The 24,560-nt window shown below is 47.6% G+C and carries 37 protein-coding genes; 1 reads left to right on the top strand and 36 read right to left on the bottom strand.

Features of this window, described 5'->3' with window-relative positions; translation table 11 throughout:
- Positions 1-22: 22 nt before the first annotated feature.
- Genes H5T41_04120 through trpE form a run of 6 tightly spaced genes read right to left on the bottom strand, consistent with a single transcriptional unit; the run spans position 23 to position 6,509 of the window.
- The gene (locus H5T41_04120; GenBank protein ID MBC7107961.1) at positions 23-850 is read right to left on the bottom strand and encodes a tryptophan synthase subunit alpha; all 828 of its coding nucleotides are present in this window, start codon (positions 848-850) and stop codon (positions 23-25) included.
- Positions 850-1,989, bottom strand: a complete 1,140-nt coding sequence (gene trpB, locus H5T41_04125) for a tryptophan synthase subunit beta (protein ID MBC7107962.1) — start codon at positions 1,987-1,989, stop codon at positions 850-852. The genes H5T41_04120 and trpB overlap by 1 nt, the downstream gene beginning before the upstream one ends.
- A 32-nt stretch (positions 1,990-2,021) precedes the next feature.
- Positions 2,022-2,609: a phosphoribosylanthranilate isomerase gene (locus tag H5T41_04130; GenBank protein ID MBC7107963.1), complete on the bottom strand. Its 588-nt coding sequence runs from the start codon at positions 2,607-2,609 to the stop codon at positions 2,022-2,024.
- Complete coding sequence (gene trpD / locus H5T41_04135; protein MBC7107964.1) at positions 2,606-4,579, bottom strand: anthranilate phosphoribosyltransferase; 1,974 nt, start codon at positions 4,577-4,579, stop codon at positions 2,606-2,608. Before trpD ends, H5T41_04130 begins: the two co-directional genes overlap by 4 nt.
- Positions 4,576-5,142: an aminodeoxychorismate/anthranilate synthase component II gene (locus H5T41_04140; protein ID MBC7107965.1), complete on the bottom strand. Its 567-nt coding sequence runs from the start codon at positions 5,140-5,142 to the stop codon at positions 4,576-4,578. The genes trpD and H5T41_04140 overlap by 4 nt, the downstream gene beginning before the upstream one ends.
- A 5-nt stretch (positions 5,143-5,147) precedes the next feature.
- Positions 5,148-6,509 (bottom strand): anthranilate synthase component I, encoded by a 1,362-nt coding sequence (trpE, locus tag H5T41_04145; protein MBC7107966.1) that lies wholly within the window; start codon positions 6,507-6,509, stop codon positions 5,148-5,150.
- Positions 6,510-7,624: 1,115 nt separating this feature from the next.
- Between trpE and H5T41_04150 the strand changes: the two genes are divergently transcribed.
- Positions 7,625-7,747 (top strand): hypothetical protein, encoded by a 123-nt coding sequence (locus H5T41_04150; protein MBC7107967.1) that lies wholly within the window; start codon positions 7,625-7,627, stop codon positions 7,745-7,747.
- 55 nt (positions 7,748-7,802) lie between these two features.
- On the opposite strand, the gene H5T41_04155 is transcribed toward H5T41_04150, so the two are convergent.
- From H5T41_04155 to H5T41_04300, 30 genes are all read right to left on the bottom strand, one after another.
- Complete coding sequence (locus tag H5T41_04155; protein MBC7107968.1) at positions 7,803-8,750, bottom strand: RNA-guided pseudouridylation complex pseudouridine synthase subunit Cbf5; 948 nt, start codon at positions 8,748-8,750, stop codon at positions 7,803-7,805.
- Complete coding sequence (locus tag H5T41_04160) at positions 8,741-9,289, bottom strand: AAA family ATPase (GenBank protein ID MBC7107969.1); 549 nt, start codon at positions 9,287-9,289, stop codon at positions 8,741-8,743. Before H5T41_04160 ends, H5T41_04155 begins: the two co-directional genes overlap by 10 nt.
- On the bottom strand, positions 9,286-9,936 hold the full coding sequence (locus tag H5T41_04165) for a DUF106 domain-containing protein (GenBank protein ID MBC7107970.1): 651 nt from the start codon (positions 9,934-9,936) through the stop codon (positions 9,286-9,288). The genes H5T41_04160 and H5T41_04165 overlap by 4 nt, the downstream gene beginning before the upstream one ends.
- Entirely contained in the window at positions 9,936-11,516 is a 1,581-nt protein-coding gene (secY, locus tag H5T41_04170; GenBank protein MBC7107971.1) for a preprotein translocase subunit SecY, read from the bottom strand. The genes H5T41_04165 and secY overlap by 1 nt, the downstream gene beginning before the upstream one ends.
- Before the next feature lie 18 nt (positions 11,517-11,534).
- The gene (locus H5T41_04175; protein ID MBC7107972.1) at positions 11,535-11,960 is read right to left on the bottom strand and encodes a 50S ribosomal protein L15; all 426 of its coding nucleotides are present in this window, start codon (positions 11,958-11,960) and stop codon (positions 11,535-11,537) included.
- 10 nt (positions 11,961-11,970) lie between these two features.
- A complete protein-coding gene (locus H5T41_04180) occupies positions 11,971-12,438 on the bottom strand; it encodes a 50S ribosomal protein L30 (GenBank protein ID MBC7107973.1) in 468 nt (155 codons plus the stop codon).
- Position 12,439: 1 nt separating this feature from the next.
- Positions 12,440-13,141 carry a 30S ribosomal protein S5 gene (locus H5T41_04185; protein MBC7107974.1) on the bottom strand — a complete coding sequence of 234 codons (702 nt, stop codon included), beginning with the start codon at positions 13,139-13,141 and terminating at the stop codon, positions 12,440-12,442.
- A complete protein-coding gene (locus H5T41_04190; protein MBC7107975.1) occupies positions 13,142-13,642 on the bottom strand; it encodes a 50S ribosomal protein L18 in 501 nt (166 codons plus the stop codon). It abuts the gene before it with no gap.
- Positions 13,642-14,097, bottom strand: coding sequence for a 50S ribosomal protein L19e (locus tag H5T41_04195; GenBank protein ID MBC7107976.1), 456 nt, complete (start codon positions 14,095-14,097; stop codon positions 13,642-13,644). Before H5T41_04195 ends, H5T41_04190 begins: the two co-directional genes overlap by 1 nt.
- A 1-nt stretch (position 14,098) precedes the next feature.
- Positions 14,099-14,830 carry a 50S ribosomal protein L32e gene (locus H5T41_04200; GenBank protein MBC7107977.1) on the bottom strand — a complete coding sequence of 244 codons (732 nt, stop codon included), beginning with the start codon at positions 14,828-14,830 and terminating at the stop codon, positions 14,099-14,101.
- A 77-nt stretch (positions 14,831-14,907) separates the two neighbouring features.
- Positions 14,908-15,459, bottom strand: a complete 552-nt coding sequence (locus tag H5T41_04205) for a 50S ribosomal protein L6 (GenBank protein ID MBC7107978.1) — start codon at positions 15,457-15,459, stop codon at positions 14,908-14,910.
- A 10-nt stretch (positions 15,460-15,469) separates the two neighbouring features.
- Positions 15,470-15,859, bottom strand: coding sequence for a 30S ribosomal protein S8 (locus tag H5T41_04210; GenBank protein MBC7107979.1), 390 nt, complete (start codon positions 15,857-15,859; stop codon positions 15,470-15,472).
- A gap of 12 nt (positions 15,860-15,871) precedes the next feature.
- Complete coding sequence (locus H5T41_04215; protein MBC7107980.1) at positions 15,872-16,018, bottom strand: 30S ribosomal protein S14; 147 nt, start codon at positions 16,016-16,018, stop codon at positions 15,872-15,874.
- Complete coding sequence (locus H5T41_04220) at positions 16,015-16,515, bottom strand: 50S ribosomal protein L5 (GenBank protein ID MBC7107981.1); 501 nt, start codon at positions 16,513-16,515, stop codon at positions 16,015-16,017. The genes H5T41_04215 and H5T41_04220 overlap by 4 nt, the downstream gene beginning before the upstream one ends.
- Before the next feature lie 8 nt (positions 16,516-16,523).
- Positions 16,524-17,234: a 30S ribosomal protein S4e gene (locus H5T41_04225; protein MBC7107982.1), complete on the bottom strand. Its 711-nt coding sequence runs from the start codon at positions 17,232-17,234 to the stop codon at positions 16,524-16,526.
- Entirely contained in the window at positions 17,231-17,608 is a 378-nt protein-coding gene (locus H5T41_04230; protein MBC7107983.1) for a 50S ribosomal protein L24, read from the bottom strand. The genes H5T41_04225 and H5T41_04230 overlap by 4 nt, the downstream gene beginning before the upstream one ends.
- 11 nt (positions 17,609-17,619) lie before the next feature.
- Entirely contained in the window at positions 17,620-18,018 is a 399-nt protein-coding gene (locus H5T41_04235) for a 50S ribosomal protein L14 (protein ID MBC7107984.1), read from the bottom strand.
- Positions 18,019-18,023: 5 nt separating this feature from the next.
- On the bottom strand, positions 18,024-18,353 hold the full coding sequence (locus tag H5T41_04240; GenBank protein MBC7107985.1) for a 30S ribosomal protein S17: 330 nt from the start codon (positions 18,351-18,353) through the stop codon (positions 18,024-18,026).
- 4 nt (positions 18,354-18,357) lie between these two features.
- Positions 18,358-18,621: a ribonuclease P protein subunit gene (locus tag H5T41_04245; protein ID MBC7107986.1), complete on the bottom strand. Its 264-nt coding sequence runs from the start codon at positions 18,619-18,621 to the stop codon at positions 18,358-18,360.
- A gap of 7 nt (positions 18,622-18,628) precedes the next feature.
- Positions 18,629-18,928 (bottom strand): stress response translation initiation inhibitor YciH, encoded by a 300-nt coding sequence (yciH, locus tag H5T41_04250; protein ID MBC7107987.1) that lies wholly within the window; start codon positions 18,926-18,928, stop codon positions 18,629-18,631.
- Positions 18,928-19,128, bottom strand: a complete 201-nt coding sequence (gene rpmC, locus H5T41_04255) for a 50S ribosomal protein L29 (protein ID MBC7107988.1) — start codon at positions 19,126-19,128, stop codon at positions 18,928-18,930. Before rpmC ends, yciH begins: the two co-directional genes overlap by 1 nt.
- A 6-nt stretch (positions 19,129-19,134) precedes the next feature.
- On the bottom strand, positions 19,135-19,938 hold the full coding sequence (locus H5T41_04260; GenBank protein ID MBC7107989.1) for a 30S ribosomal protein S3: 804 nt from the start codon (positions 19,936-19,938) through the stop codon (positions 19,135-19,137).
- On the bottom strand, positions 19,939-20,385 hold the full coding sequence (locus H5T41_04265; protein ID MBC7107990.1) for a 50S ribosomal protein L22: 447 nt from the start codon (positions 20,383-20,385) through the stop codon (positions 19,939-19,941).
- A gap of 8 nt (positions 20,386-20,393) precedes the next feature.
- Positions 20,394-20,855, bottom strand: a complete 462-nt coding sequence (locus H5T41_04270) for a 30S ribosomal protein S19 (GenBank protein MBC7107991.1) — start codon at positions 20,853-20,855, stop codon at positions 20,394-20,396.
- Between the two features lie 5 nt (positions 20,856-20,860).
- Entirely contained in the window at positions 20,861-21,562 is a 702-nt protein-coding gene (locus tag H5T41_04275; protein ID MBC7107992.1) for a 50S ribosomal protein L2, read from the bottom strand.
- Positions 21,563-21,573: 11 nt separating this feature from the next.
- Positions 21,574-21,852, bottom strand: a complete 279-nt coding sequence (locus H5T41_04280; protein MBC7107993.1) for a 50S ribosomal protein L23 — start codon at positions 21,850-21,852, stop codon at positions 21,574-21,576.
- Positions 21,845-22,627, bottom strand: a complete 783-nt coding sequence (locus H5T41_04285; GenBank protein MBC7107994.1) for a 50S ribosomal protein L4 — start codon at positions 22,625-22,627, stop codon at positions 21,845-21,847. Before H5T41_04285 ends, H5T41_04280 begins: the two co-directional genes overlap by 8 nt.
- 2 nt (positions 22,628-22,629) lie before the next feature.
- Positions 22,630-23,631, bottom strand: a complete 1,002-nt coding sequence (locus H5T41_04290; protein MBC7107995.1) for a 50S ribosomal protein L3 — start codon at positions 23,629-23,631, stop codon at positions 22,630-22,632.
- Between the two features lie 51 nt (positions 23,632-23,682).
- A complete protein-coding gene (locus H5T41_04295; protein MBC7107996.1) occupies positions 23,683-23,826 on the bottom strand; it encodes a hypothetical protein in 144 nt (47 codons plus the stop codon).
- 323 nt (positions 23,827-24,149) lie between these two features.
- Positions 24,150-24,470: a DUF5611 family protein gene (locus tag H5T41_04300; GenBank protein MBC7107997.1), complete on the bottom strand. Its 321-nt coding sequence runs from the start codon at positions 24,468-24,470 to the stop codon at positions 24,150-24,152.
- Positions 24,471-24,560 lie beyond the last annotated feature (90 nt).

A 24,560-nucleotide genomic window follows, 5' to 3' on the forward strand; every position in this document is an offset into this window, starting at 1 on the left:
TAATTAATTGAAAAAATATGAATTAAATTCCCTGTGCATTTGTTTGAGAAATCGCCATCGCCGCTTTCATTTCACGAACATGACTCGCTATGATTGGTAAGCTCGAGTCATTTTTTCCTAGAGAATTGTATAATCTGATGAGATTGGATCCTTCAACAATGCCGTCAGCTCCAGCTTTGACAGCAAGAGCTACCTGATCTGGCCCTGATATTCCGAATCCAAGAACCACCGGAACGTGGCTTCTGGCTTTGACAGTTTTAAGAAAAGAGAAGACAGTCTGAGGCAATTTCTCTCTCGGACCAGTAACACCAGCTACTGAAACAACGTAGACAAAACCAGAGCTGTTCTCGAGCAATCGGTCGATACGCTCATCACCGGATGTCGGGGCAATGATTCTGATAATGTCAAGACCGTTTGATCTGGCGATTTTGTCGATTTCCTCCGATTCCTCCAAGGGGAGATCAACAAGGAGTAAGCCATCAACGCCCGCTTGTGATGCCAATTCACAGAAACGCTCGATCCCGAATTGAATAATCGGATTGAGATAGCTCATAATGATGATTGGCTTATCGTTTTCAAATACTCTCACATCAGAAACCAACTCGAATAGATGCCTCATCTGAAATCCGTTTGCCAAAGAGCGCATCATTGCACCTTGTATAAGAGGCCCATCAGCGATTGGGTCTGAGAATGGAATGCCAATTTCCAAAATATCCGCTCCAGAGTTGATAAGATTATGAATCAATTTTTTTGAGAAGTCGATCGAAGGATCACCAGCACATACGTATGGAATGTACGCAGCGATTCCCTTGTGTCTGAGAGATGCGAAGGTATTCGAGATTCTGGTCATTATTTCTCCTCCATCTCAGCAACCTGTGCCACGTCCTTGTCTCCTCTACCAGAAAGATTGACAATGATGATTCCGTCGTTAAAAAGATCCTTCGCCGAACGCAACACAAATGCAATCGCATGAGCGCTTTCCAGAGCGGGAATAATTCCTTCTGTTTCAGATAGTATCCGGAATGCCGTGAGGGCATCTCGATCGCTGACCGCGACGTAATTCACTCGACCAATCGATTTGAGATAGGCATGTTCCGGCCCGACGCCAGGATAATCCAGACCAGCAGCGATGGAGTGCGTCTCAGAAATTTGTCCCTCTTCATTCTGCAAAATCATCGTTCGAGCACCATGCAGAACGCCTTCTCTCCCAGCCACCAGACTTGCGGCATGCCTGCCCGTCTCAACACCTTCACCAGCGGCTTCGACTCCGTACATCCTGACATTGCTGTGTGGGAGAAAAGGATGAAAGAGTCCAAGTGCATTGCTGCCGCCACCAACGCATGCGACAAGCGCATCTGGCATTTCCTTTGCTTGCTCAAGAATCTGTTCCCTCGCTTCCTCCCCAATCACACACTGGAAATCACGAACGATCGTTGGATATGGGTGCGGACCGACGACACTTCCAATAAGATAATGTGTATGATCGCTCGTTGCAGCGTAATCCCTCATTGCCTCGTTGATCGCATCTTTCAGTGTTCTCGATCCCGATTTGACGACATTGATCTTGGCACCAAGCAACGACATTCTGAAGCAATTGAGCCTTTGCCTCTCAACATCGACCTCTCCCATGTAAATCTCACACTTGATACCCAACAGCGCACATGCCGTAGCCGTTGCTACTCCATGCTGGCCTGCCCCAGTCTCAGCGATAATTCTATCTTTGCCCATCCATTTCGCAAGAAGCGCCTGGCCGAGGGCGTTGTTGATCTTATGAGACCCCGTATGAGCGAGGTCTTCGCGCTTCAAAAATATTCTGGCGCCTCCGCATCGTTTCGAAAGCCGTCTCGCAAAGTATAGTGGAGTGGGTCTTCCTGCGTAATTGTGAAGAAGATCGTTAAGTTCTTCTCTGAACGTACTATCATTCTTCACCCTGTTGTATTCTTTTTCGAGGTCCTTCAGAGCTTTCATGAGTATTTCTGGCACATACATACCGCCAAATCGTCCGAAATATCGGACATTAGTCAAACTCTGCACCTCCTGATGAATTCCGAAACTAATTGTGGATCCTTTTTGCCGATAGTTCTCTCTACACCAGACGATACATCAACCCCGTACGGTTTCAAAGATTTCACGACATGCAGATTATCGAGATTCAACCCACCAGCAATAATCGCCCTGCGACAACTCTTAATAGGAATGCTCCTGTAATCGTGAGATAATCCTGATCCAGGGACAGGCCCATCAAAAAGTAACGCATCGGCGACATCAAAGAACTCTTGGATTTCTTTTTCCAGCGGCTTCACTGCTCTGATAACGGGAATCCCGCATGCCTTTATTTTCTCAATTTCTGATCTACCAAAGGTATACAGTTGAATGACGTCAACACCTGCGTCTTCCACCATCTTCACAGCTGCATCAACACTTCCAGGCAAACAAACGAGAACTGTTTTTGTGAAAGGTCCGATCGTAGATGTGATGTCGCGGATATCTTTAAGAGGTAAACTCCGCGCCTTCGAAGGATAATGAACGAAACCAAGGGCATCTGGGTCAAATGATTCACACATCCAGGCATCTTCAGCATTTGTGATTCCACAGATCTTGACCTTCAATTCTTCATCCTCCTTGCCGCGGTGACAATTTCAGCGATCTTATCCGCAGGTCTCTCGGCTGTCAGGAAAGATGAACCGATCAATGCAGCGTCGAACCCTTGCAATGCCTCGAGATCCTTCGCTCCCATTATTCCGCTCTCAGCGATCAGGAGCTTGTCGCCGGTGATCATTTTTTTCACGTGCGGTAGTATCGATAAATCAGTTCTCAACGTCTGGAGGTTTCTAGAATTAATGCCAACGAGTCTAATGATGTCATAATTCGAACATGTGATGATCTTCTCGACATCCCCACCATCGTGCACTTCGATTATTGGCTCAAGACCAAATCGGATGCTTTCTTGAATGAGTGCTTCGATCCTATCCTGTTTAAGCGCCTTCGAGATAATAAGTATGGAATCAGCTCCGAGTTCCGCCGCGACCCTGATTTGTTCTTCGGATACGATGAAATCCTTGAAAAGCATTGGAATATCGATTTTTTCCCGGAAGAATGTGAAAAGATTCGGATCGCCAAAGAAGAAGTCCTCTTCGACGATGACCGACATACCGTCGAGTCCGTACGACTCATACAGCTCAGCGATTAAGGACGGCTCTGGCGGGATGTATAAATCCTTAGACGAGGGGATGCGATTCTTGAACTCTCCAAGAATCGCGAGACCTTCCGCACTGAGAATTGCATCAGACATCTTTCGTCTTGCGTGTCGATTGAAGCGGGACTGCGAGTGGATATTTAATTTTCTTTCGGATAGCAGGCGAAGTATTTTTGTCAGAATAATGACAGTTAGTGCACCTGGTGATTTGAAAAGATTATCGTCAAGTCCTTTGAGCAACTGAGCGCCTCGTTCTGAAATCATGATTTCCTTAGCCATTTCCACTGTCAGATCCGTGCACCTGTATACAAGTGACTCGGGGCATATGACAGTTTTTCTCAGAGAGGCGATACTCATCGTTCGTTGGCGTTCCACTTCAAGTCTATTTACGAATGAATGAAATCCTTTGAGCTTCGAAAGTGCCTTGCCGCTGATAATCGCTTTACGAGCGATTTTGATACCCTCCTCGATATTTTCGGCCATGTTGGCTGCATAAAGAGCGGCGCCAGCATTAAGCAGGACGAGATCCAGTTTCGGATTGGATTCGCCACGCAACACAGATAACGCGATCCTCGCATTTTCGAAGGGGCCTCCGCCCCTGATTTCGTCAGGCTCTGCCAGGTCAATTCCAAATTCAGCTGGTGAAATACTGTAGCTGAAAATCTTATTCTCTTTTAGCTCGACCACTATTGTTTCGCCTGTATTCGTGATCTCGTCCAGACCATTTCCATGGACAACAAGCGCATGCTGCACCTCGAGAGAACGAAGGATGTTTGCCACTGTCTGTGCGACTGACGGTTTGTAGACCCCTATAAGTCGATATGGCGGGTTCGCGGGATTGGCCAGGGGTCCAAGGAGATTGAAGAGTGTTGGAATGCCGATTTCCTTCCGCGTCGAGTTGACATTTTTCATCAACACATGAAAGGTAGGAGCAAAGAGAAATCCCAAGTCAGCTTCAAAAAGACACCTCTCGACGTAAGGGGGATCGAGATCAAAAGGAATGCCCATTGCACGCAACAAATCTGCCGATCCGCATCTGCTCGAGACTGAGCGATTTCCATGCTTCGCAACTGGTGCACCCGCTGCCGATACAACAAAGGAAGCAACTGTGCTCACGTTAAATGTGCCAGAATTGTCCCCGCCCGTCCCGCACACATCAACGGCGCCAGGCGGAGATGGAATCCGGACGGCATTGTCAAGCATCTCAGTGATAAACCCGAGCATTTCATGCTCCCTTTCTCCCTTCATCTTCATCGCCGTAAGGAATGCCGCGATTTGACCTGACGTGGCTTCACCGAGCATCATTTCACGCATCACCGCTCGTGCTGCTGAGTAAGTGAGATCGTAGCCCTCAACCACCTGTTTTATCGCTTCGCGAATCATTTCCTACACATCCTCAGGAAGTTCGAAAGAATCTGTTTTCCATAGGCAGTCAACACAGACTCTGGATGAAACTGCAGACCGTAGACAGGCTTATTCCCGACTCTAAGGGCCATGATTTCCTTATTTTCGCTTTCTGCGAGGATTTTCAGAGAGGCCGGAAGACTGTCACGTTCAACTATCAATGAATGGTATCGAACCGCCACGAATTCGGAGGGTACACCATCAAAAATCGGATCAAAGAAATGTCGAACCCGCCCAAGCTTACCGTGCAATGTTCGCTCTGCTCTCACAACATTTCCACCGCAGACATAGGCGATAACTTGATGACCCAAGCAGACTCCGAGAGTTGGCATACCAAATCCATTGTTGGCTGCGATGTCCAGACTTCCCTTTGCGTCCCTAGGATGACCGGGACCGGGAGAAATAACGAACCCATCACACTTCTGGGAAAATCGATAAAGATCTGGTGAATCATTTCTAAGTACGTGGACGGCCGCACCGAGCTCGCCGAGATACTGTACAATGTTATACACAAAAGAATCGTAATTATCGACAATGAGAATCTCAGTCAATGGAAACCCTCCTCCGAAATCGATCTGATGGCTTCCAGCATCGCCTTCATTTTATGCTCTGTTTCATTGAATTCGTTAATCGGCACAGAATCCGCAACGATTCCTGCTCCCGCCTGAATCCTCGCTTTGCCATCAGTAACTGTGATCGATCTGATCGTTATGGCGAAATCCATATTCCCTGTAAAATCAAAATAGCCGACTGCTCCCGCATAAGGCCCTCTCGGATCTTTTTCCAGCTCCGAAATGATTTCCATGGCACGTATCTTCGGTGCTCCAGAAACGGTGCCAGCAGGGAAACAACTGCGCAGCGCATCAAAGGCGTCACAATCATCGCGCAATTCCCCCTCAACGTTCGAAACGATATGCTGCACATGCGAATATTTCTCAACGGCCATGAGTTCAGTGACTTTCACTGTACCGAATTTTGAAACCCTTCCAAGATCATTCCTAGAAAGATCGACAAGCATGAGATGCTCGGCTCTTTCCTTTTCGTCGAGGAGCATCTCGATTTTCAGCTTCTCATCCTCTTCCCTGTCTCCATCCCTTCTTCTCGTACCCGCCAAAGGCCTTGTTACAAGTTTCCTTCCTTCTAGTCTCACGAGCATTTCGGGTGAGGAACCAAGAAGCTTGACACCATTGAAATCGAGGAAGAAGAGATATGGTGAGGGATTAATTCGACGTAACGCAATATACATCGCGAGAGGATCACCTTCGACGGAAAACTCGTATCTGCGCGAGAGAACAACTTGAAATATATCGCCGTCCAGAATGAACCTTTTGGCGTCCTCAACGATCCGCTCATATTCATTCTTGTCGATATTTGCCGCAGGATTTCCAATGCGAACGAACGGCTTCTCTGGGTGTCGAATTTCTCCCAGGGACTTCTGAAGTTCATGTAGATTGCCATGGGTGATGAGAAAGGTTCGATTGTTGAGATGATCGATGCAAACAAGATGATTCGGGAGCATAAAGTACGTCTCTGGCATATTATCGATTTTTTTGTCCAATCCATTGACGGTTTCCAAAAACCTTACCATCTCATATCCAAGATAGCCCACGATGCCGCCAGAAAATGGCGCCAGTTCGGAGGCGCCGCAGTCAAATGAACGGAAGTATTCTCTTAAATTAAGAAAAGGATTCTCCACTTCAAAAACCTCGCCATCGATCTCCACCGTGTGATCTCTCGACTTAAAAACCGACAAAGGGTCCACACCGATGAAAGAATACCGTGCGGTTCTACTCGTGCCTTCAACGGATTCAAGTAGAAAACATTCACCTGGAAATTCTTCTCTCAAAGATGAAAAGATCGATACCGGATCCGCAATCGGCCCTTCGCGCAACGCAATACTCACTTTCAATGGTTTTTTCGGCCGTAATTGTGAAAACTCATTGGAATTCTTTGTTCGGTTTCCAAAGTAAATCCCCGCTTCGTTTCATGTTTGATAGCGAACAGCAATGTAATATTTATAACTTTATTGAACAAAAAAGTACTATAAAATTACCGCTCGCAAACAATAATATTCAAGTTCCATACACCAAAACCCAATGTTAGATAATGACGATAAACAGAGTCTTCATTTTTCTATAAAATTAAAGAATTAAGTCATAGGAATGTTCTATGTTCTAAGCTATAAAATAAAAAGAAATACAAGATGTAAAGAATAGTTACTACCCCAGAGGATCAAGTGAATGAGATTAATATCAAAGTAAGAAATGGCATCGAGATCTTCTCAGAAGCGCAGTATTACTTTGATTCCACAAAACTGGGATTATCTGGGATTCATTGTATTTCACACGCACACCTCGATCATTTACCTACGGAGATTCATGGCGTAACGGCAATATGCACAGATCTGACTGCCAGCATAGCGAGTATGAGATTAAGGAAGGAGATCAAACCAATTACCTGCTCCCAGGTCAGAATTCTCAACTCTGGTCATGTACCTGGCGCGTCGATGTTCCTCCTCGAGAACAAACGTAGAATTCTTTACACCGGCGATTTCAGCACGCGAACGAGATTCGGTCTTAACGCGGCCATTCCTGTCCAAACAGATGCGATGATCGTCGAAGCAACTTACGGCGATCCGCGATTTATCTTTCCAAAAACAGAGGAGATCATGCATGAGATCAGGGATTGGACTGAAGATTCAATCAAACGGGGATTTTCAGTCACCTTCTTTGTGCAACCGTTTGGAAAGGCGCAGGAGTTGATGTCAATCCTTTCTGATCGTCAGATATTTGTCCACAGAACAATCGACGATTTGACGCGATTGATCCCCAATATATCAATCCATTATTCTACGCTCTCAGAGACCCCACCATCCGAACCATCAATCCAGATTTATCCTATGAGGTATCTAGGTTCAACTCGTATGAGAAATTGGAAAGATGAGCGATCAAAAACAGCAGTCGCCACCGGCATGGCGGTAGACAAGTGTTTAGAAAGAGCATCGATGTCGATGAAGCATTTCCCTTGTCGGATCATGCAGACTTCGAGGAACTTATCGCCTTTATCGATCGATGCAATCCCTCTATTGTTTTAACGTATCACGGCCAATCAAGAAGACTATCGAAAGCAATCAAAAAAAATTCTTGATATTGATTCGAGACCATTGATTAAAAATCAGACAACCATACGGGATTTTTTATGATCACCACATTTTCGGATACGTGCTGGGTTTCATGAATACCCGCATCGTCTTCGCCGCGATGCCTTCCTTCGCGTTGAGAATTCTTTCTGCGCTCATCTCAGCAGTCGCGAGAGCGACACCTTCACCTTTTTCCGTCATAATCGCAACCGTACTTCCCTTCATAATCTCGTCATCGAGACGCGCAATGCCAACGACTGCTAGATCCGCGCCATGGCAGATCGCATCAACAGCGCTGTCCTTAATGATAATCTTTGGAAGAGGCTCAAGGAGCTTCTCAAATGGCATGAGAATTTTCTTCATAAAAGAATCATCATCTTCCTCCTTCCAGAATACGAATGCATCCTTAATATCTTGAAGTCTGAAAGACTCTTCTTCCCTCATATTTCCAGAGCGTACACGTCTCAACTCTTCCATATGCGCTCCCGTTCCTAGAGCTTCGCCGACGTCGTAACAAAGCGTCCTGATATAAGTTCCAGCGTCGCAGGAAACCCTGAAAAGAATCTCCCTCCCTCTGATCTCAATAATTCTGATCTCGTGGATCTTTCTGACACGCATCTGCCGCTTCACCGCAGATCGCACTGGCGGAGTCTGAAAAATTTCACCTACAAAACTCAAAAGAACCTTGCGAATATCTTCTTCTTTCTTTTCCCTGTGCAACTTCATCAAACATACGTACTCCTTATCAGATCTCAGAGTCAGATCGATCGCTCGGATTGCCTTCCCTGTAGCGATCGGAAGGACCCCGCTGACGTTGGGATCAAGGGTGCCTCCGTGGGCGACCTTCTTGATCAACAGAATATCTCTAACCCAGGCAGTCACTTGGTGAGATGTGGGCCCGCGCGGCTTATCGAGATTGATCACACCAGCTTCTAAAAGCTCTTCCACCGATCGAGCCGATGGGGGCTTTCCCCATTTCTCGCTGACGAACGATTCTTCTCTTATGAGCATTCTGGCCAACCTCTCGCCTCCAGTGCCCTAATAATTTTCGAAACCACTTCATCAGGTGAGAGGTGTGTTGTGTCAATTACGAGATCATAAAAACTCCTATCAGCTGGATCAAATCCGTAATATCGCTCATATCTCGTCGCCTCACATTTCTCCCTTTCGATGATCTTCTTTCTTGCCGCATCACCATCGATCCCATCCCGCATCGAAGCCCTTCTCGATCTTTCATCGAGTTCCGCATCCAGGTAAATCTTAAAAGCATCGATTCCATTTTTATTCAGAAGATATCCAGTCAATCGTCCCTCAAGAATGATGTTATCATTCTCACGCGCGATCCGCAACATTTCTTCATCGAGCATTCGATCGAATTGGGCATCCTTTTCCGCCAATTTACCAAATTCCTCAAGACTCAAACCATGTTCTTCAGCCATTTTTCTAAAGACTGCGCCGGAAACGACATATCTGATTCCGAGCTTATCTGAGAGGAGTTTGCAAACCGTTGTCTTCCCGGAACCTGGGGGGCCGCTGATCGTGATTCTCATTTTGCATCGGCCTTCATCTGTTTCAAGCGCTTCTTAAATGAGAAATACCTGAGTATTCTTGCGAGCACCTGACCGAATGGCACGCTGATGAGCGAATACAGAAGTATCCAGCTTGGCAGAACATAAACGGCATTCATGTCTGCATTGAACGACCATGGTACAGCGAAGTGAGCGCTGTTGATATTAATCATAAAGACCGATAACCATGCAAAAATGGGAACGACAATAATCATCGTAATCGGGAGGAGTTTCAATTGAGACGTTGAGACCTCCATCGATTTTTGAAGTATTTTTGGCTGCTGCTCTGTAAGCTTCTTGATCTTATACGTGTTGTTCTCCATTCGGGCCTGCCTTAACTCCTTGTTAAAAGCGGCGACAATCTTTTGGCTTTTCACCTGTTCCACATAATCAACCATGAAATGCCTGATGATGATCGTAAGACCGGTCATGATGATACCAGCAAGAAAGAGTGTGACAACAGGATATTGTCCGCTGAATCCGATAATTGGCTCAAGTCCGTAGCCGACAATTTGCCCGAGACCATTTCTCAGACTCGGATCAAATAGAATGAAAAGGGCCAGTACGAAAACGAGAATTGTTGTGATCCTCGGCATGCCACTTTGGGTTTGAGAGGGATTTGGCACCATTATTCACCTCCGAAAAACTGTCTCAATACGGGATGCATCTCCATCATCTGCTCTCTGCCGATAGCTTCGTAGAACTGTATCAAGATTCCGACTGTGAGAAGAACGCCGGTACCACTTGCGTTCCCGACGGTTCCGATGAGATCCGCGATCGCAGCTAGCGCCCCAACAAGCGCACCGCTGATAATCGTCACCACAGGAATATATCTTTCAAGTACTCGCCGGAGCACTCTCGGATCTCTTCTGAAACCTGGAATCTGCAACCCAGATGATTCGATTTGCCTCGCAACAGCCTCAGGTCCCATATTTGTCGTTTCGATCCAGAACTTTGCAAAAATAATCGAGCCTACGACCATCACACCAAGATAAACAATAACGTGCAGCGCGATTTGTAAACTATCGTGTCCCGCGGCTAAATGTCCGTATCTCTCAGGACTCAAGATTGGTAGCAACCAGTCTCCAAGCCCTCTTGGCGTCGAAAGATACCACGCTAGCCCGCCCGCTGGGTATGTACTTCCGGGCTCATAAAATCCTATCCACCATTGCCCCCCGATCAGAGGAAGACCTCTGAACGATGGATTGTTCCAGAGAAGCATCGAAAACATGCTGACGTTCGCAAGCAACGCCGCCATAAGGATGACTGGAATGTTTGAGGCGTAGATGAGCTTGATCGGATAACGGCCCCTGGCACCCCTTGCAGTCCCGTGAGCAAGTGGAAGTTCGATACGCGTCGATTCAACATAGGCAACAAAAAGGAAAATCGCGATCGTGCCGATCAGGGCAACCATGGGATTCGGGTTCTGTAAGAGAATTCTTTCGTATCCGCCTCCGGCGAGCCCTGCGGCTGAAGTGTTCTGAAGGATGTAGATCGTTTTTGGGATTGTACCTGCTGGCGGATTATTGATGCTTATTGGCAGATTCGGATCCACCGGTTGCCAGTTGACGGTACCCGTGAAGATCGCTTCCGCGACGCCAGCGGCGATAAAGAGAGAAATGCCGCTACCAATCCCCCATTTCGAAACGACTTCGTCCATAAGGAAGACAAGATAGGATCCGATGAAAAGCTGAAGAACGATGACGAATCTCGCGAAATTAAGACCACTCAATATTCCGCCACTTCCGAAGATTCCTTCCAGATTATGGACGAATGTTTCCGAAGGCACGAGATACCCGAAAACCTGCGGCACCGCTTCAACAATGATCATGATGAGGACGAGGAATTTCTGCGTGCTCTGATAGACCGCCTTATCCTCATCATTCCTGAGATCCAGCTTAATGATTTTCGCACCGACGAAGAGTTGCATGATAATCGAACCAGTCACGATCGGTCCGATACCAAGGTGCATCAGTGATCCCTGAGCTCCAGCGAGTATTGCCCTGTACTGGGCAAACAGGTCAATCGTTTGAGTTTGATCTAGACCATAGATATAGACATTGGTCATGATGAAGTAAAAAACAAGGATGATGATGACCCACATCATCTTCGTTCTAAAATGGACATGGCCTTCAGGTCGAGAAACAGCAGGCAACCTATCGGTGAGGGGTTTCAACTTATACAGTCTGCTTTTTTCCCCTTCAGCCATGTCCATCCCAGAGCATCGCTACGGTTGAATAACGGAGCCGCCTGCGGCTTCAATCTTCTCCCGTGCAAGTTCCGAACAATCGGCCACGATGACATCGATCGGTTCGATGATTTTCCCTGAGCCAAGGAGTTTGTCAACACCCATCTTTGTCAAATTCACCGTGACCTTCCCATCCTTTCTCTCAGCAAAACCGTCCGCGATCAACTTGTTTATATTCTCCTGGATCTCGCCGACATTCATCGCAATCTTGGCAGCCACGATGCTCTGAGGTCTCTTGAAACCATGTCGGCCGAAATGATCTGGATCGTATTTCAACATATACATGACTTTATGTTTGTGAAGACCCGCGTTACCGCGACCTCCTCGGAGGCCCGCACCGCGCCCCGCCTTCTTGCCGCGTCCGTGTGTGCGGCTTCCCCTGAATTTCTTAGTCCTGCTTGGCATTGGACATCACCTAGAGCATTCTCTCAATCAATTCGTTGATCTTCTCTCCGCGGTATCCAAGAGCGCCCCCGTTGGTAAATGACCTCTTGTTGCCGCCGTATCCCTTCCGCGGGGGATTGAGCCTAAAGACAGGTTTCACATCAACAAGGTCCGAATATTTCACCTCGTCTTTAGCCACGCTTTTTGCGAATGAGATGATCGATGTGAATTTCGAATGATTCTGAATATATAGATCGTCGATCGGCTTGTCCCCCTTGAGTCGTCCCCTGAATTTGATCATTCTCGCAAGAGTTTCACTGTTCACTTCGCCCCATGTGATATAGTCCTTCGCTTTCTGTAGCATTCCCTTAATGCTATCCGTCTCCGGAACAACAACGCAGTGATTGGGGCGGGTAAGATTTAGCATCCGCATCGTGTCCTCGATCTCCTTCTTAACACCAGCGTGTCCTCGTACTCTGATCACAGCGTAGGCCACCACATCATCCCTCCTGCCCTGTTATTTCCCGCTGTTGATCCATATTTGCATCATGTTCTGGAAAATGAACCATGACACGACCACTCATGATCTTCAAGCGTTTCTCTTGTTCTTCAGTGATCCTGAGGACGGATGTCTTCATGAGGGCATCGAATGTCGCTAGGGCATAATTGACCGTCGTTTTTGTATGGCCACGCGCAAATCCCCATGCATCCTTGATACCAGCAAGTTGCAAGATGATTTTTGCGACGTCTCCTACAGCTAGCGAAACACCCCTAGGAGCAGGTTTGAATGTCACCTCAACAGACCCTGCCTTTCCGACAACCATAAACGGTAATGAATGAGGTGTGCCGCATCCGCACTCCCAAGATCCGCATCCTCTCTTTATCTCGATGATATTCAATTTCGCGTTGTCAATCGCTTTCCTAATTGCAGGACCGACCTCTTTGCCCTTTGCCCTGCCAACACCTACGAAACCATCGCCGTTACCGACTGCGACAGTAATCGCGAATTTCACTCTTCTGCCCGAGTCGGTCATTCGCTGGACCATGTTGACGTCGATGACCTCATCTTTCAGATCGGGAAGGAGGACGTCGACGATTTCAGGTTCGCGAAGTGGGAGCTTTGTTGCAAGTGCATCGCTCATCGATGTGATCTCGCCGTTCATGACCATCTTGCCTAGTTTTGTCTTCGGCGTCCATTCCATTTACTCCACCTCCATTTTCTTTTTGATATCTTCGACGAGTTTCTCGACGCCCTCCCCGATGTGCTGACCTTTGATTCTCTCGTCCGAAGGAAGAATCTCTTCGCCATGAGGAACCTCAATACCCGCATCGAGAATTCCTTTCAACGCAGCGAAACACGAGGCACCCCTCGCCGGATCTCGCAAACCAATATCTAGAACCGCCTGATCGATTCCTTTCTTCTTTGCTCTCAGTGCGGCGAGGTATCCTGTCAGATAAGCTGCAGGTGTGTTTCCAGTTGAGAGATTCCAGCCAAGCTTGATCAGTTCCCTCGAGTGCGCTTGTGCGGTCACTCGATCGCCAATAGGATCGAATTCAATGAACTGCACACTCGCATTTCTCAACGAGATCCTGACGACAGCTCTCGGAACCCCTGCCCTTAGCAATCTCGCCCTTTGTCGATAGTCTGTTCTGCCTTCTCGCCTTCGTCGGAATGGCACTTTATATCGAGGTCCGTGAGCCATTAGTTGCCCTCCTTGAGATGTCCTTCCATTTTGAGATGGGTGATCAAATGAGTCTTGCTTTTAAACATTCCGCCTTTAGCCTTCATATAGAACTCTCTGTAAACAGCCCTGCTGATCTTGCCTTCATCCCTCAATTCCTTAAGCGTTCTTCTGATCGGTCTGATAGTCTGAATCCACTGCCTTTTTTCGGGCGTTCTCGCACCTGCAGCGCCCTTTCTACTGCCAGGACCCCTTCGTCTTCCCTTTTCTTTTTGGGCAGCCCTGTATCTTGCTCTTGCTCGTGAAATTCCTCTTTTTGGAAGAGCGACGATTGCTCCAGAATCAATCGCAGTTCGGATATCGGCACGGGTGATCGCGTCCGCGATATCCTCAATTCGATTCGGATCGATCCAAACCCTGTTAATCCCACATCCAAGGATCTCTGCCGCAATCCGTCTTTGATTTTTCAGGTTCATATCATCCCGTCCTGTTGAGAATCCTGATTCCAAGCTGATCTGCCTTGCTTTCAATCTCTATTCGCTTCTTATAGCCGACCGTACTGCCGATTCTCACAGCCTGCCGCTTTGGATCGATTCCTTCAAGCTGTGAAGGGTTGTAAACCATGACTTCTTCAAAGCCAGATGGATGCAATCCGCGTACTTTTTTCGGCCCGCGGTATCCGATCGACACAACAGGAGGCCTATATTTGTAATGCCGCCGCATCTTGCTATGCAGACCGCGGGGCTTCCTCCATTTTTCACCGAGTCTCTTGTACCTGAACCATTCCTGTCTAAGAAACGCTGGTCTTCTCTCTGAGATTTTACGTCTCAACGCAAGCAATTTCGCGATTGTTGGATCGAGGGCAGGTTTTGCCTTGACGAGATAACCACCCTTCTCGACGATCGCCGCTTCTTTTGCCGATACTTCTGCTTCTTCAATGATGACCTCTTCAGCTTTATTCTCTTGCTCAGCACCCTTTTCCTTCTCGATTTCTTCTTCTTTTGTCTTCTCGACGACCACTTCCTCAGGCACCTTTTCTTCTTCCCTAGATTCGGGTACTGATTCCTCAAGAATCCCTCGTTCTTCAATGACCTCAATCCAATGCTCGGCGATCTTTGGACCGACGCCTTTTAGGCGGTCAATTATCTCTTTCTTTCGCTCCTCATCATATAACGCATCAAGGAGGTCTGAGAGCGTTCTGATTCCCATCGCTTCGAGTTCTTCCTTGTATTCATCTTTATAATATGGTAATTCTGAAATTTCCCTGATTTCCCCTTCATGCTTGCTCATTGACTCATCCTCCTCGCTTTTTCAACAATGTAAATGCCATCCTGGAAGACCCTCGAATCGTATCCTTTGATAGCTGTAGCACGTTCGATATTTGCAGCTGTCTGGGAAACTGCTTCGATATCGATTCCAGTCAAAATCACTTCATTACCTTTGACAGCGATCTTCGTATCGCCGACGATATTCGCTTTGCGGGGTGTCCTCTCGCCGAGGAAATTTTCTATGATGAACTTATCCCCTTTCACATATGCCTTGATTGGAAAGTGCGAATACACGATCTTCATCTTGTATTCAAATCCATGCAGCACCCCTTCAACCATATTTTTAATATGTGCTGCGAAGGTTCCGACGAGAGCCCGCTCCTTTTTGCGCGGAAACTCGCAATGAACAATGATCTCTCCATCTGATTTCGTGATCTGAACCCGTGGATGAGCCAATCTCCTGGTGAGCTTTCCTTTTGGACCTGAAACTGTTACGTTTCCGTCAGAGAGCTCGATCGTAACTCCGCCAGGAATGCTGACGACTTCTTCAACTACACCAGTAACTACCATATCCTCATCCTCAGTAAACAAAAGCGAGGAGCTTTCCCCCAATGCCCAACTCTTTTGCCTTCACATGACTGACAACGCCTTTCGTGGTTGTCAGAATGAGAACGCCGAAGTCCTGAGCTGGCAGATACCTCGCTTCAAATTTTTCCAGATCATTCTTCTTCACTGAATATCTCGGCTTAATCACACCGCAGTTGTTAATTCTTCCGTGCAATTTCACTCTGAATATCCCGGCCTTTCCATCTTCGATGAATTCAAACTGATTGATATACCCTGATTCCTGCATGACCTTGAGCACTCTGCCGATGAGCTTCGAGGACGGTCTAATCACACACTCCTGCTTGCCCACGAGTGCCGCATTCTTTATCGTTGCCATTGCATCATTCAGCGGATCGTTCTGCATAATTTCACCACCTCATGAGTATTTCTTAAATCCAATGTGAGGCGCTATTTCGCGGAAACATTGACGGCAAAGATGCATACCGTAACGGCGGATGATCCCACGCTTCCTGCCACATCGCAGGCAGCCTTTTTTCCTGCCGAATTCCTTCTTTGGTTTCAATAGACCACCTCCACCCCGAAACGCTCCTTCAAGAATTCCATCGCTTCTTCCTTTGTCAAACGGTGGGATTTGGGGAGCCTTCTTGGCATCACCCGCCTTGTTGATACCCTATATCCTGGTCGTTTGACCGAGACACAAATGTCCATCCCGAAAATTCCAATCTCGGGATCATATTTCATGCCTTCGAAGTCGGTGTAATCCGAAATGCCGAACGAAAAATTGCCCTCAGGATCAAAAGAATAACTGGCGACCTTGTTTTCCCTGATCCATAACGCCTTCTTAAGGAACTCCTCGGCTTTTTCGCCTCTCAATGTCACCTTGCACCCAATGGGCATACCCCTTCTTACGCCCAAATCCCTGTTCGTCACCTTTGCAGTCGTGACTTTTGGCTTCTGACCTGTTAACATCTCAAGAACCTTCTGAGCCTTGACAAGCCGCTCTCCAGCCTCTCCGACTCCGATGTTGACGACGACCTTCTCGATTCTAGGCTTCCTCATGATCTCGCTCATATCGCACTCGCCTCCGGAAGGTCTATTTCAGGAACTTTGGTGCCGACGACGAAGACGTTTTCCTTCACCGTCGAAGTTCCGTCCTTGAACTTGACGATATTTGGAGTCGGACTGCGCGTTTCGATATAATCCTCAATGACCGCAATTCTACCGACGTGATTTCCGCCGATGATGTACGCGAGATTTCCCTTCGTAAGTCTGTAAACATCGAGGATCTTCTGAGAGGGAACTTCGATTTTCAAGACATCACCAGTCTTGTAACTACCATTCCCCGCCAGGATGTTGCGACCGTCATGAAGGCAGAGCTGCGTTTTCCCTCCTTTTACAGTCACTTTATTCTCAATCCTGCAGAGTTTCCATTTTTCTTTGCCCTCGGGAATCTTAACCAGCTCGAATTTTCCCTTCGAGTTGAGAAGCATCCTGTAGTGCTGATTGAGTCGTGGAATTGATACCACGTCCATAAGACCTACAGGAAATTTCCGGTTCTTAACAGGCCTGCCATCCACGAGAATCTCGCCGTTCGCCAATATGAGTCTCGCTTCGTGCGCTGTGTCAGAAAGATCCAACATATCTCTGACAATGATCAGAAGCGGCATGCTCATTTCTTTTGGATGAGGACCTGGCGAAGGCTTCGTGATCCAGTGCCATATCTTCCTCGGCACCGGCCAGCTTCTTGGCGCCGTCAATCGTTTCATATCCCTACTCATGAGGAACCCTCCTGGACACCAATGAGTTTGTTCTTTCGCCATGGATCACTGAGATCAAGTTTGGTGATGATTACATTTGATGCATGAATCGGTCGAGGCGCTTGCGATCCATCGGCCTTGTTTATTGTGACACCCTCGATGATGATCCTGCCCGTTTTAGTATCGACACGCACGACCTTACCTTCCGTCCCGACGATCTCCTCATCTCCCCGTACTATAAGGACGGTATCTCCTTTAATCACTGGAAGCGACCTCCGCTTGTATTCCTTCATCAATGAATCACTGAGATGTGATGAAACCATTTTTCTTCTCTTGACATTGTGTGCGTTATAGACCGCCTTTCTCTGCTTCCTGGCCTTGCTGCTCTTAATCATTCCATATCACCTCAAACGATCATCGAAGCCACGGCAGCGATCCTCGGCCATCGTTCTGCCGCTTCTCTCGCCACAGGACCTTTAATATCCGTTCCCTTCGTCTCACCGGTTTCAGTTGTAATGACAGCTGCGTTATCTTCAAACGACACCATCGTCCCATCGGGTCTCCTGTAGGGACGCCTTTGTCTCACGACGACAGCATGGAGTACTTGCCTTCTCATCTCTGGCGTTCCCTTCTTGACAGACACTATGACAATATCTCCTATGCCCGCCCTCGGATATCTCCGACTCACGCCGTGGTATCCTGGGACAGCGATCACTGAGACAACTTTGGCACCTGTGTTATCAATGACATCCAACTCGCTCCCTGTCTGAATACCTCTTGTCTGTCTGCCTGCGATGCCCTTCAAGTCTTTCACCTCTTTTCAATAATAACGAATGAAACTGTCTTACTCAGCGGCCTGCACTCCATAATTCTGACTTTATCACCTACTTTCACACCCAAACATGGAGGACAATGAGCGGAGATCCGACTTGTTCTCTTCTCGTATCTTTCAAATTTCTTGATATAGCGCAGGTAGTTTCTCTCGACTACCGCGGTCTTGTCCATCTTTGTTGAAACCACGACACCATCAAGTATCTGCCCTCTGACGGAAAGCTTTCCATGGAAAGGGCAATGCACATCATCACACTTCGCCTCTGGAACCTTCACATCAACTCCGATATCCCTTACTTTGCTTTCCATAAGCTCACCTGATCTTCTTGATTCGATCCTCTGGTCTGAATTGAATTTCATCGCCACGGATCTTAATTTTTTCATTATTGAGAGTGAACATGAACTCATTCCCAGCCTTTGGAATTATTTTCTCAACACCATTTTTTTCGATTCTGAGCGTGTTCTTTGTTTCATCAACAATTCTTCCTTTCAACCCAATATATCCTGGATGATTAGACGAAATGACTTCAACTTCCAGACCGATAAATTCGCCTCTCATGAAATCCCTCTTTTTCATGTCCGAATCATCTAACCTCTGTCTTAAACCCCATCTCTTCCAGGACCTCTTTCACTTTCTTCTTGTGGTCTCCTTGCAACTCGATCTTTCCATCTTTTGTGGTCCCGCCAGCCGCACATTTTGTCTTCAATTTTCGAGCAAGATCCTCGAGATCGATGTCATTAGCGTCAATGCCTTCGATGACTGTCACCGTCTTCCCGTACCTTCTGCTGTCAGTGCTAATTTTAACAGTTTGCTGTTCTCTCGCGATCTCTTCACACATGCACAATTCTTTCGGCAATCCACACACCGGGCATATCTCGGCCATTACGTTTCTTCCTCCCTCTGGACGGTAAGAATCCGGGCAATGTTCTTCCTGAGAGCTCGGATTCGACCGGGATTTGCCGGTGCTCCGCCCATTGCTGCCGTGCCTCTTTCGTGCATAAGCTCATCCTGCAATTCCTTGAGCTTTGCAAGCCGCTCTTCCTTGCTCATCTGACGTATCTCCGAAGTTCTCAGAAGTGCCATCCGGTTCTACACCTCCTTCGATTTTTCATCATTTTCATCAATCTGATCATTTGACAATGAAACATTCTCATTTTGATCATTATTCTGATCATCTAGATTATCAGACCCAGCATTATCTGGGGATTCGCCAGTTTCCGCGGTCGCTTCATCTTCCCTCTTTTCCTCATGAACAATAAGGATATCCGCGAGTTCTGGCAAGGTCTCAACGGCTTTTTCTGGCGGAAGAATCTCAACCTCATCTGGCAACTTTGCTTGAGGATCCATAATCTCCACGCGAACACCAATGACACCAGGCTTGAGTTTAGCGACAGCAAAGCCAGTCTTCATAAATTTCAAACGCGGCTCACCGCAAAACTTGATGTAACCCTCCTTAAACTTCTCTGTCCTGTGTCTCTGGCCTGTTAGTTTGCCAGAAATAACGACCTGGCATCCCCTCGCTCCTGCATCCATGATCCGTCTCACGGTCGAGTGACCTGCCCTGCGGAAATGCCAACCGCGCTCCAGCGCAAATGCGAGTTTTTCCGCCATGATTTGAGCATTCAAGTTTGGATTTTCAGCCTCCTGAACTTCAATTTGCGGATTGTCGAACTTGAATCGCTCTTCGATTGCCTTCGTCAAATTCTTGATCGCTACGCCCCTTCGCCCAATGACCATACCAGGTCTCTCCGTGATCAGTGTTACCCTGGTTCCCATCGGCGTTCTCTGCACCTCGACACCGCCAAATCCAGCCCTGTCGACTTCTTTCATAAGGAATTCCTTCAGGAGAACTCTCCGGATATTCTCAGTCACGAATTTTCTTTCGCTTGCCATCTACTTCATCTCCTCCAATATGATTTCGATATTTGTCGTCTGCTGATTCCATTGAGTTGCCCTTCCGTACGCCCTTGGCATATATCCCTTGATGGTTCTTCCGAGATTCGCGGTGATCACTTTGATCCGCATGTTCTCGGGATCGAGCCCTTTGTACTCCGCGTTGTGCTTCGCGCCCTCAAGGACCTTCAGGATTTCCTTTGCCGCTTTTCGTGGGTAACGACCAGGGCCGACCCCTTTCTTGTGCGAGACGCCCTTCTTGAAACGCTTCATCGGAACGGGTCGCTTGAGCTCAATAATCTCTTCCAAAATCTGTGCGGCCTCCACTGTTGTTTTTCCTTTGAGCATATTGCAAATTTCCCTAGCATGCTTTGGCGAGATCGGAAGTTCCTTCCCGATCGCTCGCGATGTAATATCTGGATCCGCTTCAGCAGTGTACCCGACCATCTGATCACCTACTTAAGTGGCAAGAACTTTGATGATCTCGTCGCACCCACACCAGGTCCAGAGTGTTTTACCGGTTTCCTGGTCATCGCAAACTCGCCCAGGTAATGACCGATCATCTCAGGCTTGATTTCTATTTCCTTAAACTCTTTTCCATTATGCACCGCGACTTTCCTACCGACAAATTCCGGCAGAATTGGAATATCTCTTCGATGCGTCCTCACCACTGGATACTTGCCTGATTTTAATTTTTCGATAAACGTTCTCTGCTCCTCGTTAAATCCCCTTATAAGCGTACGTCTAACCCTTGCAGGCATGATTGAAACAACTTCATCAAAGGACATCTTGAGGAGTTCTTCAAGTGTATACCCACGGTAAGTGAACTCTTTCTTGCGCCTCGCCTGGATTGCGCCTTTCTTCTTTCTTGCCCTTCTCCGTGAGGCTTTCGTTCCCGTCAATTTCTCTTCAACCATATCGCTCACTTCCTCCCCTTCTTCCTCTTCGGCGACAGTCGACCGACCTTTCTACCAGGTGGAGCGTTACGACTCACAGTGCTTGGCTTCCCAACATGCTGGTGGGAACCTCCACCGTGGGGGTGATCAACGGGATTCATAGCGACCCCCCGAACCTTGAAATACGCTTTACTCTTGGATCTATAGGCATGGAACTTTGCACCAGCCTTTCCAAATGGCTTTTCCTTGTGACCACCGCCAGCCACCACACCAATCGTCGCCCGACATCTGGGATCAAAGGTCCTCATCGCGCCAGATGGCAGTTGAACAACGACTTTCGCACCCCTGCTCACAACCATCGCGGCATTCCCAGCACTCCTGACGAATTTTCCACCATCCCCAGGCTTTGATTCAATATTATAAATAAGAGTCCCTTCGGGAATGCTAGCCAACGGCATAATGTTGCCTGGCACGATCGCGCCTGAGCTACCAACAAAAATCTCCTGGCCGATCTGCATACCCTCTGAGGCGATCATTTTAAAGACCTGACCTTCGAAATCGACCTCAGCGAGCGGTCCTGTCCGGCCAGGTGCATGAATAAGATCAATAATCCTCCCTACGCCCTCGTTGATTGGTGGCAATTTGATATCACCGAGATGTCGATGACTCGGCGATCGATACTGCGACCCGCCACGACCTCGTCGTTGCTGTCTGAGATTCTTTCCCATTTATACCCTCCTTAGAACACTCCAATTCTCATACCAATGTCTTCAGCAGAATAGCCCTCAGCGAGCTTGATAATCGCATGCTTACCTTCCTTGCTGATTCTCGTCCAAACCTTTTCAACTTTGACTTCAAATCGCTTTTCGAACGCCTCTTTGATCTCCTGCTTCGTCGCATTCTTCAACACAATGAATTCGATTTTGTTCCCATCTTTGAAATCCTGAGTCGGCGTGCCAGTCATGTGATTCATCGATTTCTCGGTGACATATGGATAAAGAAGAACATCCCTAACCATTTGACCACTCTCCTAGTTTGATGAGTGCTGATTCTGAAAATAAAGTAAGTCGACCAGGATCACCTCCGGGGGCAAGCACGCCTACGCTGAGGTTATTAACATCAGAGATTTCAACGCCAGGAAGATTCTCAGCGCTTCGTATCAGCGGTGCATCCTTATCAGACACAACAATTAGCAAACTGCGTGGCACACGGTATTTCCTATTCCGCATTTTGCCACGACCCGCCCTGATATTGATGCCTTTGATCGCCCGTCTGATATCTTCACCTACACCGATACTCTCGAGAACCTCAAGAACCTCTCCCGTCTTCGATATTTTCTCAATGTCATCCTCAACGACAACAGGGAGAGTCACACCATCAGCGAACCGGTGCCCACGCTTTCTAACTTTATCTGGATCGGCAAGGGCGGCGAGCGCCGATAATTTTGCCAATAACTTTTCCCGTCTGTTGATCTTTTTCGACCAATCGCGCTCCGCATATGGCGGGTGAGCCCTTCGACCGCCAACGGTGCCTGGAGATTGAGCACCTCTCGCTCCCTGGCTCAATCTCTGAACTCTCGCGACACCCCGTCCCTTTCCCCAGGTTGATACCGCATGCCGCATTCCCGCTTCGGGTGATGCGCCATACGGCTGTCGCCTATTTGCCTCCATTGCCGAGACGGCACGTCTGATGAGGTCTGGCCTGAATTCGGTGGCGAAGATCTGAGGAAGATCAATCGTCTTTATGACCTCGCCTTTTAACGAATAGACATTGACCTTACCGTTATTGGCCATCGTCATACCCCCTGCTTTGATTCCAACGAGATGTAAGTGAGCGTTGGAGGCTCTTTGAGTTCAATACCGGTTGGCCGGATTGGATCCCTTAACCGGATAAGTCTCTTTGCGGGTCCAGGAACCGTGCCATGAAGAAGAATATACGGATTTGCAACTTTTCCGTAATGCAAGAAACCACCCTTAGGCGTGATGTCAGTTCCGTTGTCCCCGATCTTGAGAACCCTTTTGTTGAATTCCGTTCTCTGATGATAGCCGACCTGACCGGCCTGGGGTACGGTGGGCCTGACATACCCGGGTCTCTTGGGTCCTAATGTTCCGACAAGTCTCCGATGCTTGCTGTTTTTGTGCGATAGAAGTTTGATGCCCCATCGCTTGACAGCACCCTGGAATCCCTTGCCCTTCGTAATCGCAGAAACGTCGACCATACCGCCTTCCTTAACAAAATCTGTGATCTTGATCTCCTTCCCTAAAAGAGACTTCGCATACTCAAGTCTTTCCTGAATCGTTCCTCCGCCAACCCTGATCTCCATAAGGTCGCAAGCTTTTTTAGGAACACCGCTGACGAGGCGTGGCTGCGTATAAGCCAAGATTCGCACCTCGTCGACCGTGACCGCATTATACTTTTCCCAGGCTTTGTTTGAATCGTAATTTTTCGGAATTGGAAGCCTCCGTCTGAGGTCTGGGTCAAGAGTTGAAGCCCAAACCTCACCAGCTGTTCGCAATCCGTAAGCAGTGTTCTCATACATCCTAACGGCTGCAACTTTCATCGGAGGAACCTCAATAACAGTGATAGGAACCTGCACCTCCTGACCCGACGTGTTACTTGACGGCCTGTAATCCACAAGGAGCGCGTGTGTCATACCGGCCTTATATCCCGCGAATCCCTGAATTTTAGGACCGTCGCTAATTTCTGGCCAGGAGTCAAGTCTTGGAACTGGCCGCTTCGCTCTCTTTCTTGGCGAAAATGCCTTCGAACCTCGAATAGGACGTCTTTTGTTTGGCATGATTCTCCCTCTTCCAGCATTGAGAGAAGCCGCTCTCTATGCTACGCTTTTCTACATGATCGCGACTATCGCACCTTCGACCGTGACACCATATTCTTCACCCAGAACAGATGTAGGGTGCGAATCAGGGATGCTTATTGCATTGCCCAAAGTGTCTGGTCGAACGTCCTTATCGCGTTCAGCGAATTCTTGCATAAGGATATCTATATTTAAGCTATGCGGTTCTCCTCAAATGCCAAATTCCTTCCGATCACCGATATCTCATATGCGAATCTCTGCAATTCCAGCTTATTACGTCTTCTCAAATTATTTTCATGAGACAAGGAGCTTCAACGGAGTTGGAATCAACAGGATGGTATCCGCCGGCGGAACCTTACTTCACATAATAAGATATTTACAATTGTTTATTGAGAATTCCTCAAGCAGCAGTTTTTCCCATCGATAACGATATATTCGGTGCCAGATGCACGTTGATTGGTAATGATGATAACGATGATTGATCTTAGGAATCAGCGTTATCAGAGCTTTTCCTCACGCGCTTTCTTCTGAAGTCTGTTTTTCCGTTCTTTTGCGGTGTATCCCGTGGCTCTCTCAAGAAATTGATTGAATCTCTTGATCGTTTCAACACCGACTTCTTCTGGGACACTCGTATCGCTTTCTGTACTGACATGAAGAGCTGATTTTCCAACAAGCTTCGCCTCGAGTCTTTTAAGTGCGCCGTAGGATGTAACATATAAATCGCCTTCTCTCGTAACTGTGCCAAACACTTCTTCTATGATATTCTTGAGTCCCTCGCCTTCGAGATCCTTGTATTTCCCCTTTTTCAATTCGTACTCCAATCACTCACCCCTTTTTTGGATGTTTGCCAGACTGAGTTTATCTCAAGCCGATATCAGCAAATCGCGATTTATTTCTTCTTCGGCGCACAA

The organism is Methanomassiliicoccales archaeon (assembly GCA_014361295.1).
GTDB lineage: Archaea > Thermoplasmatota > Thermoplasmata > Methanomassiliicoccales > JACIVX01 > JACIVX01.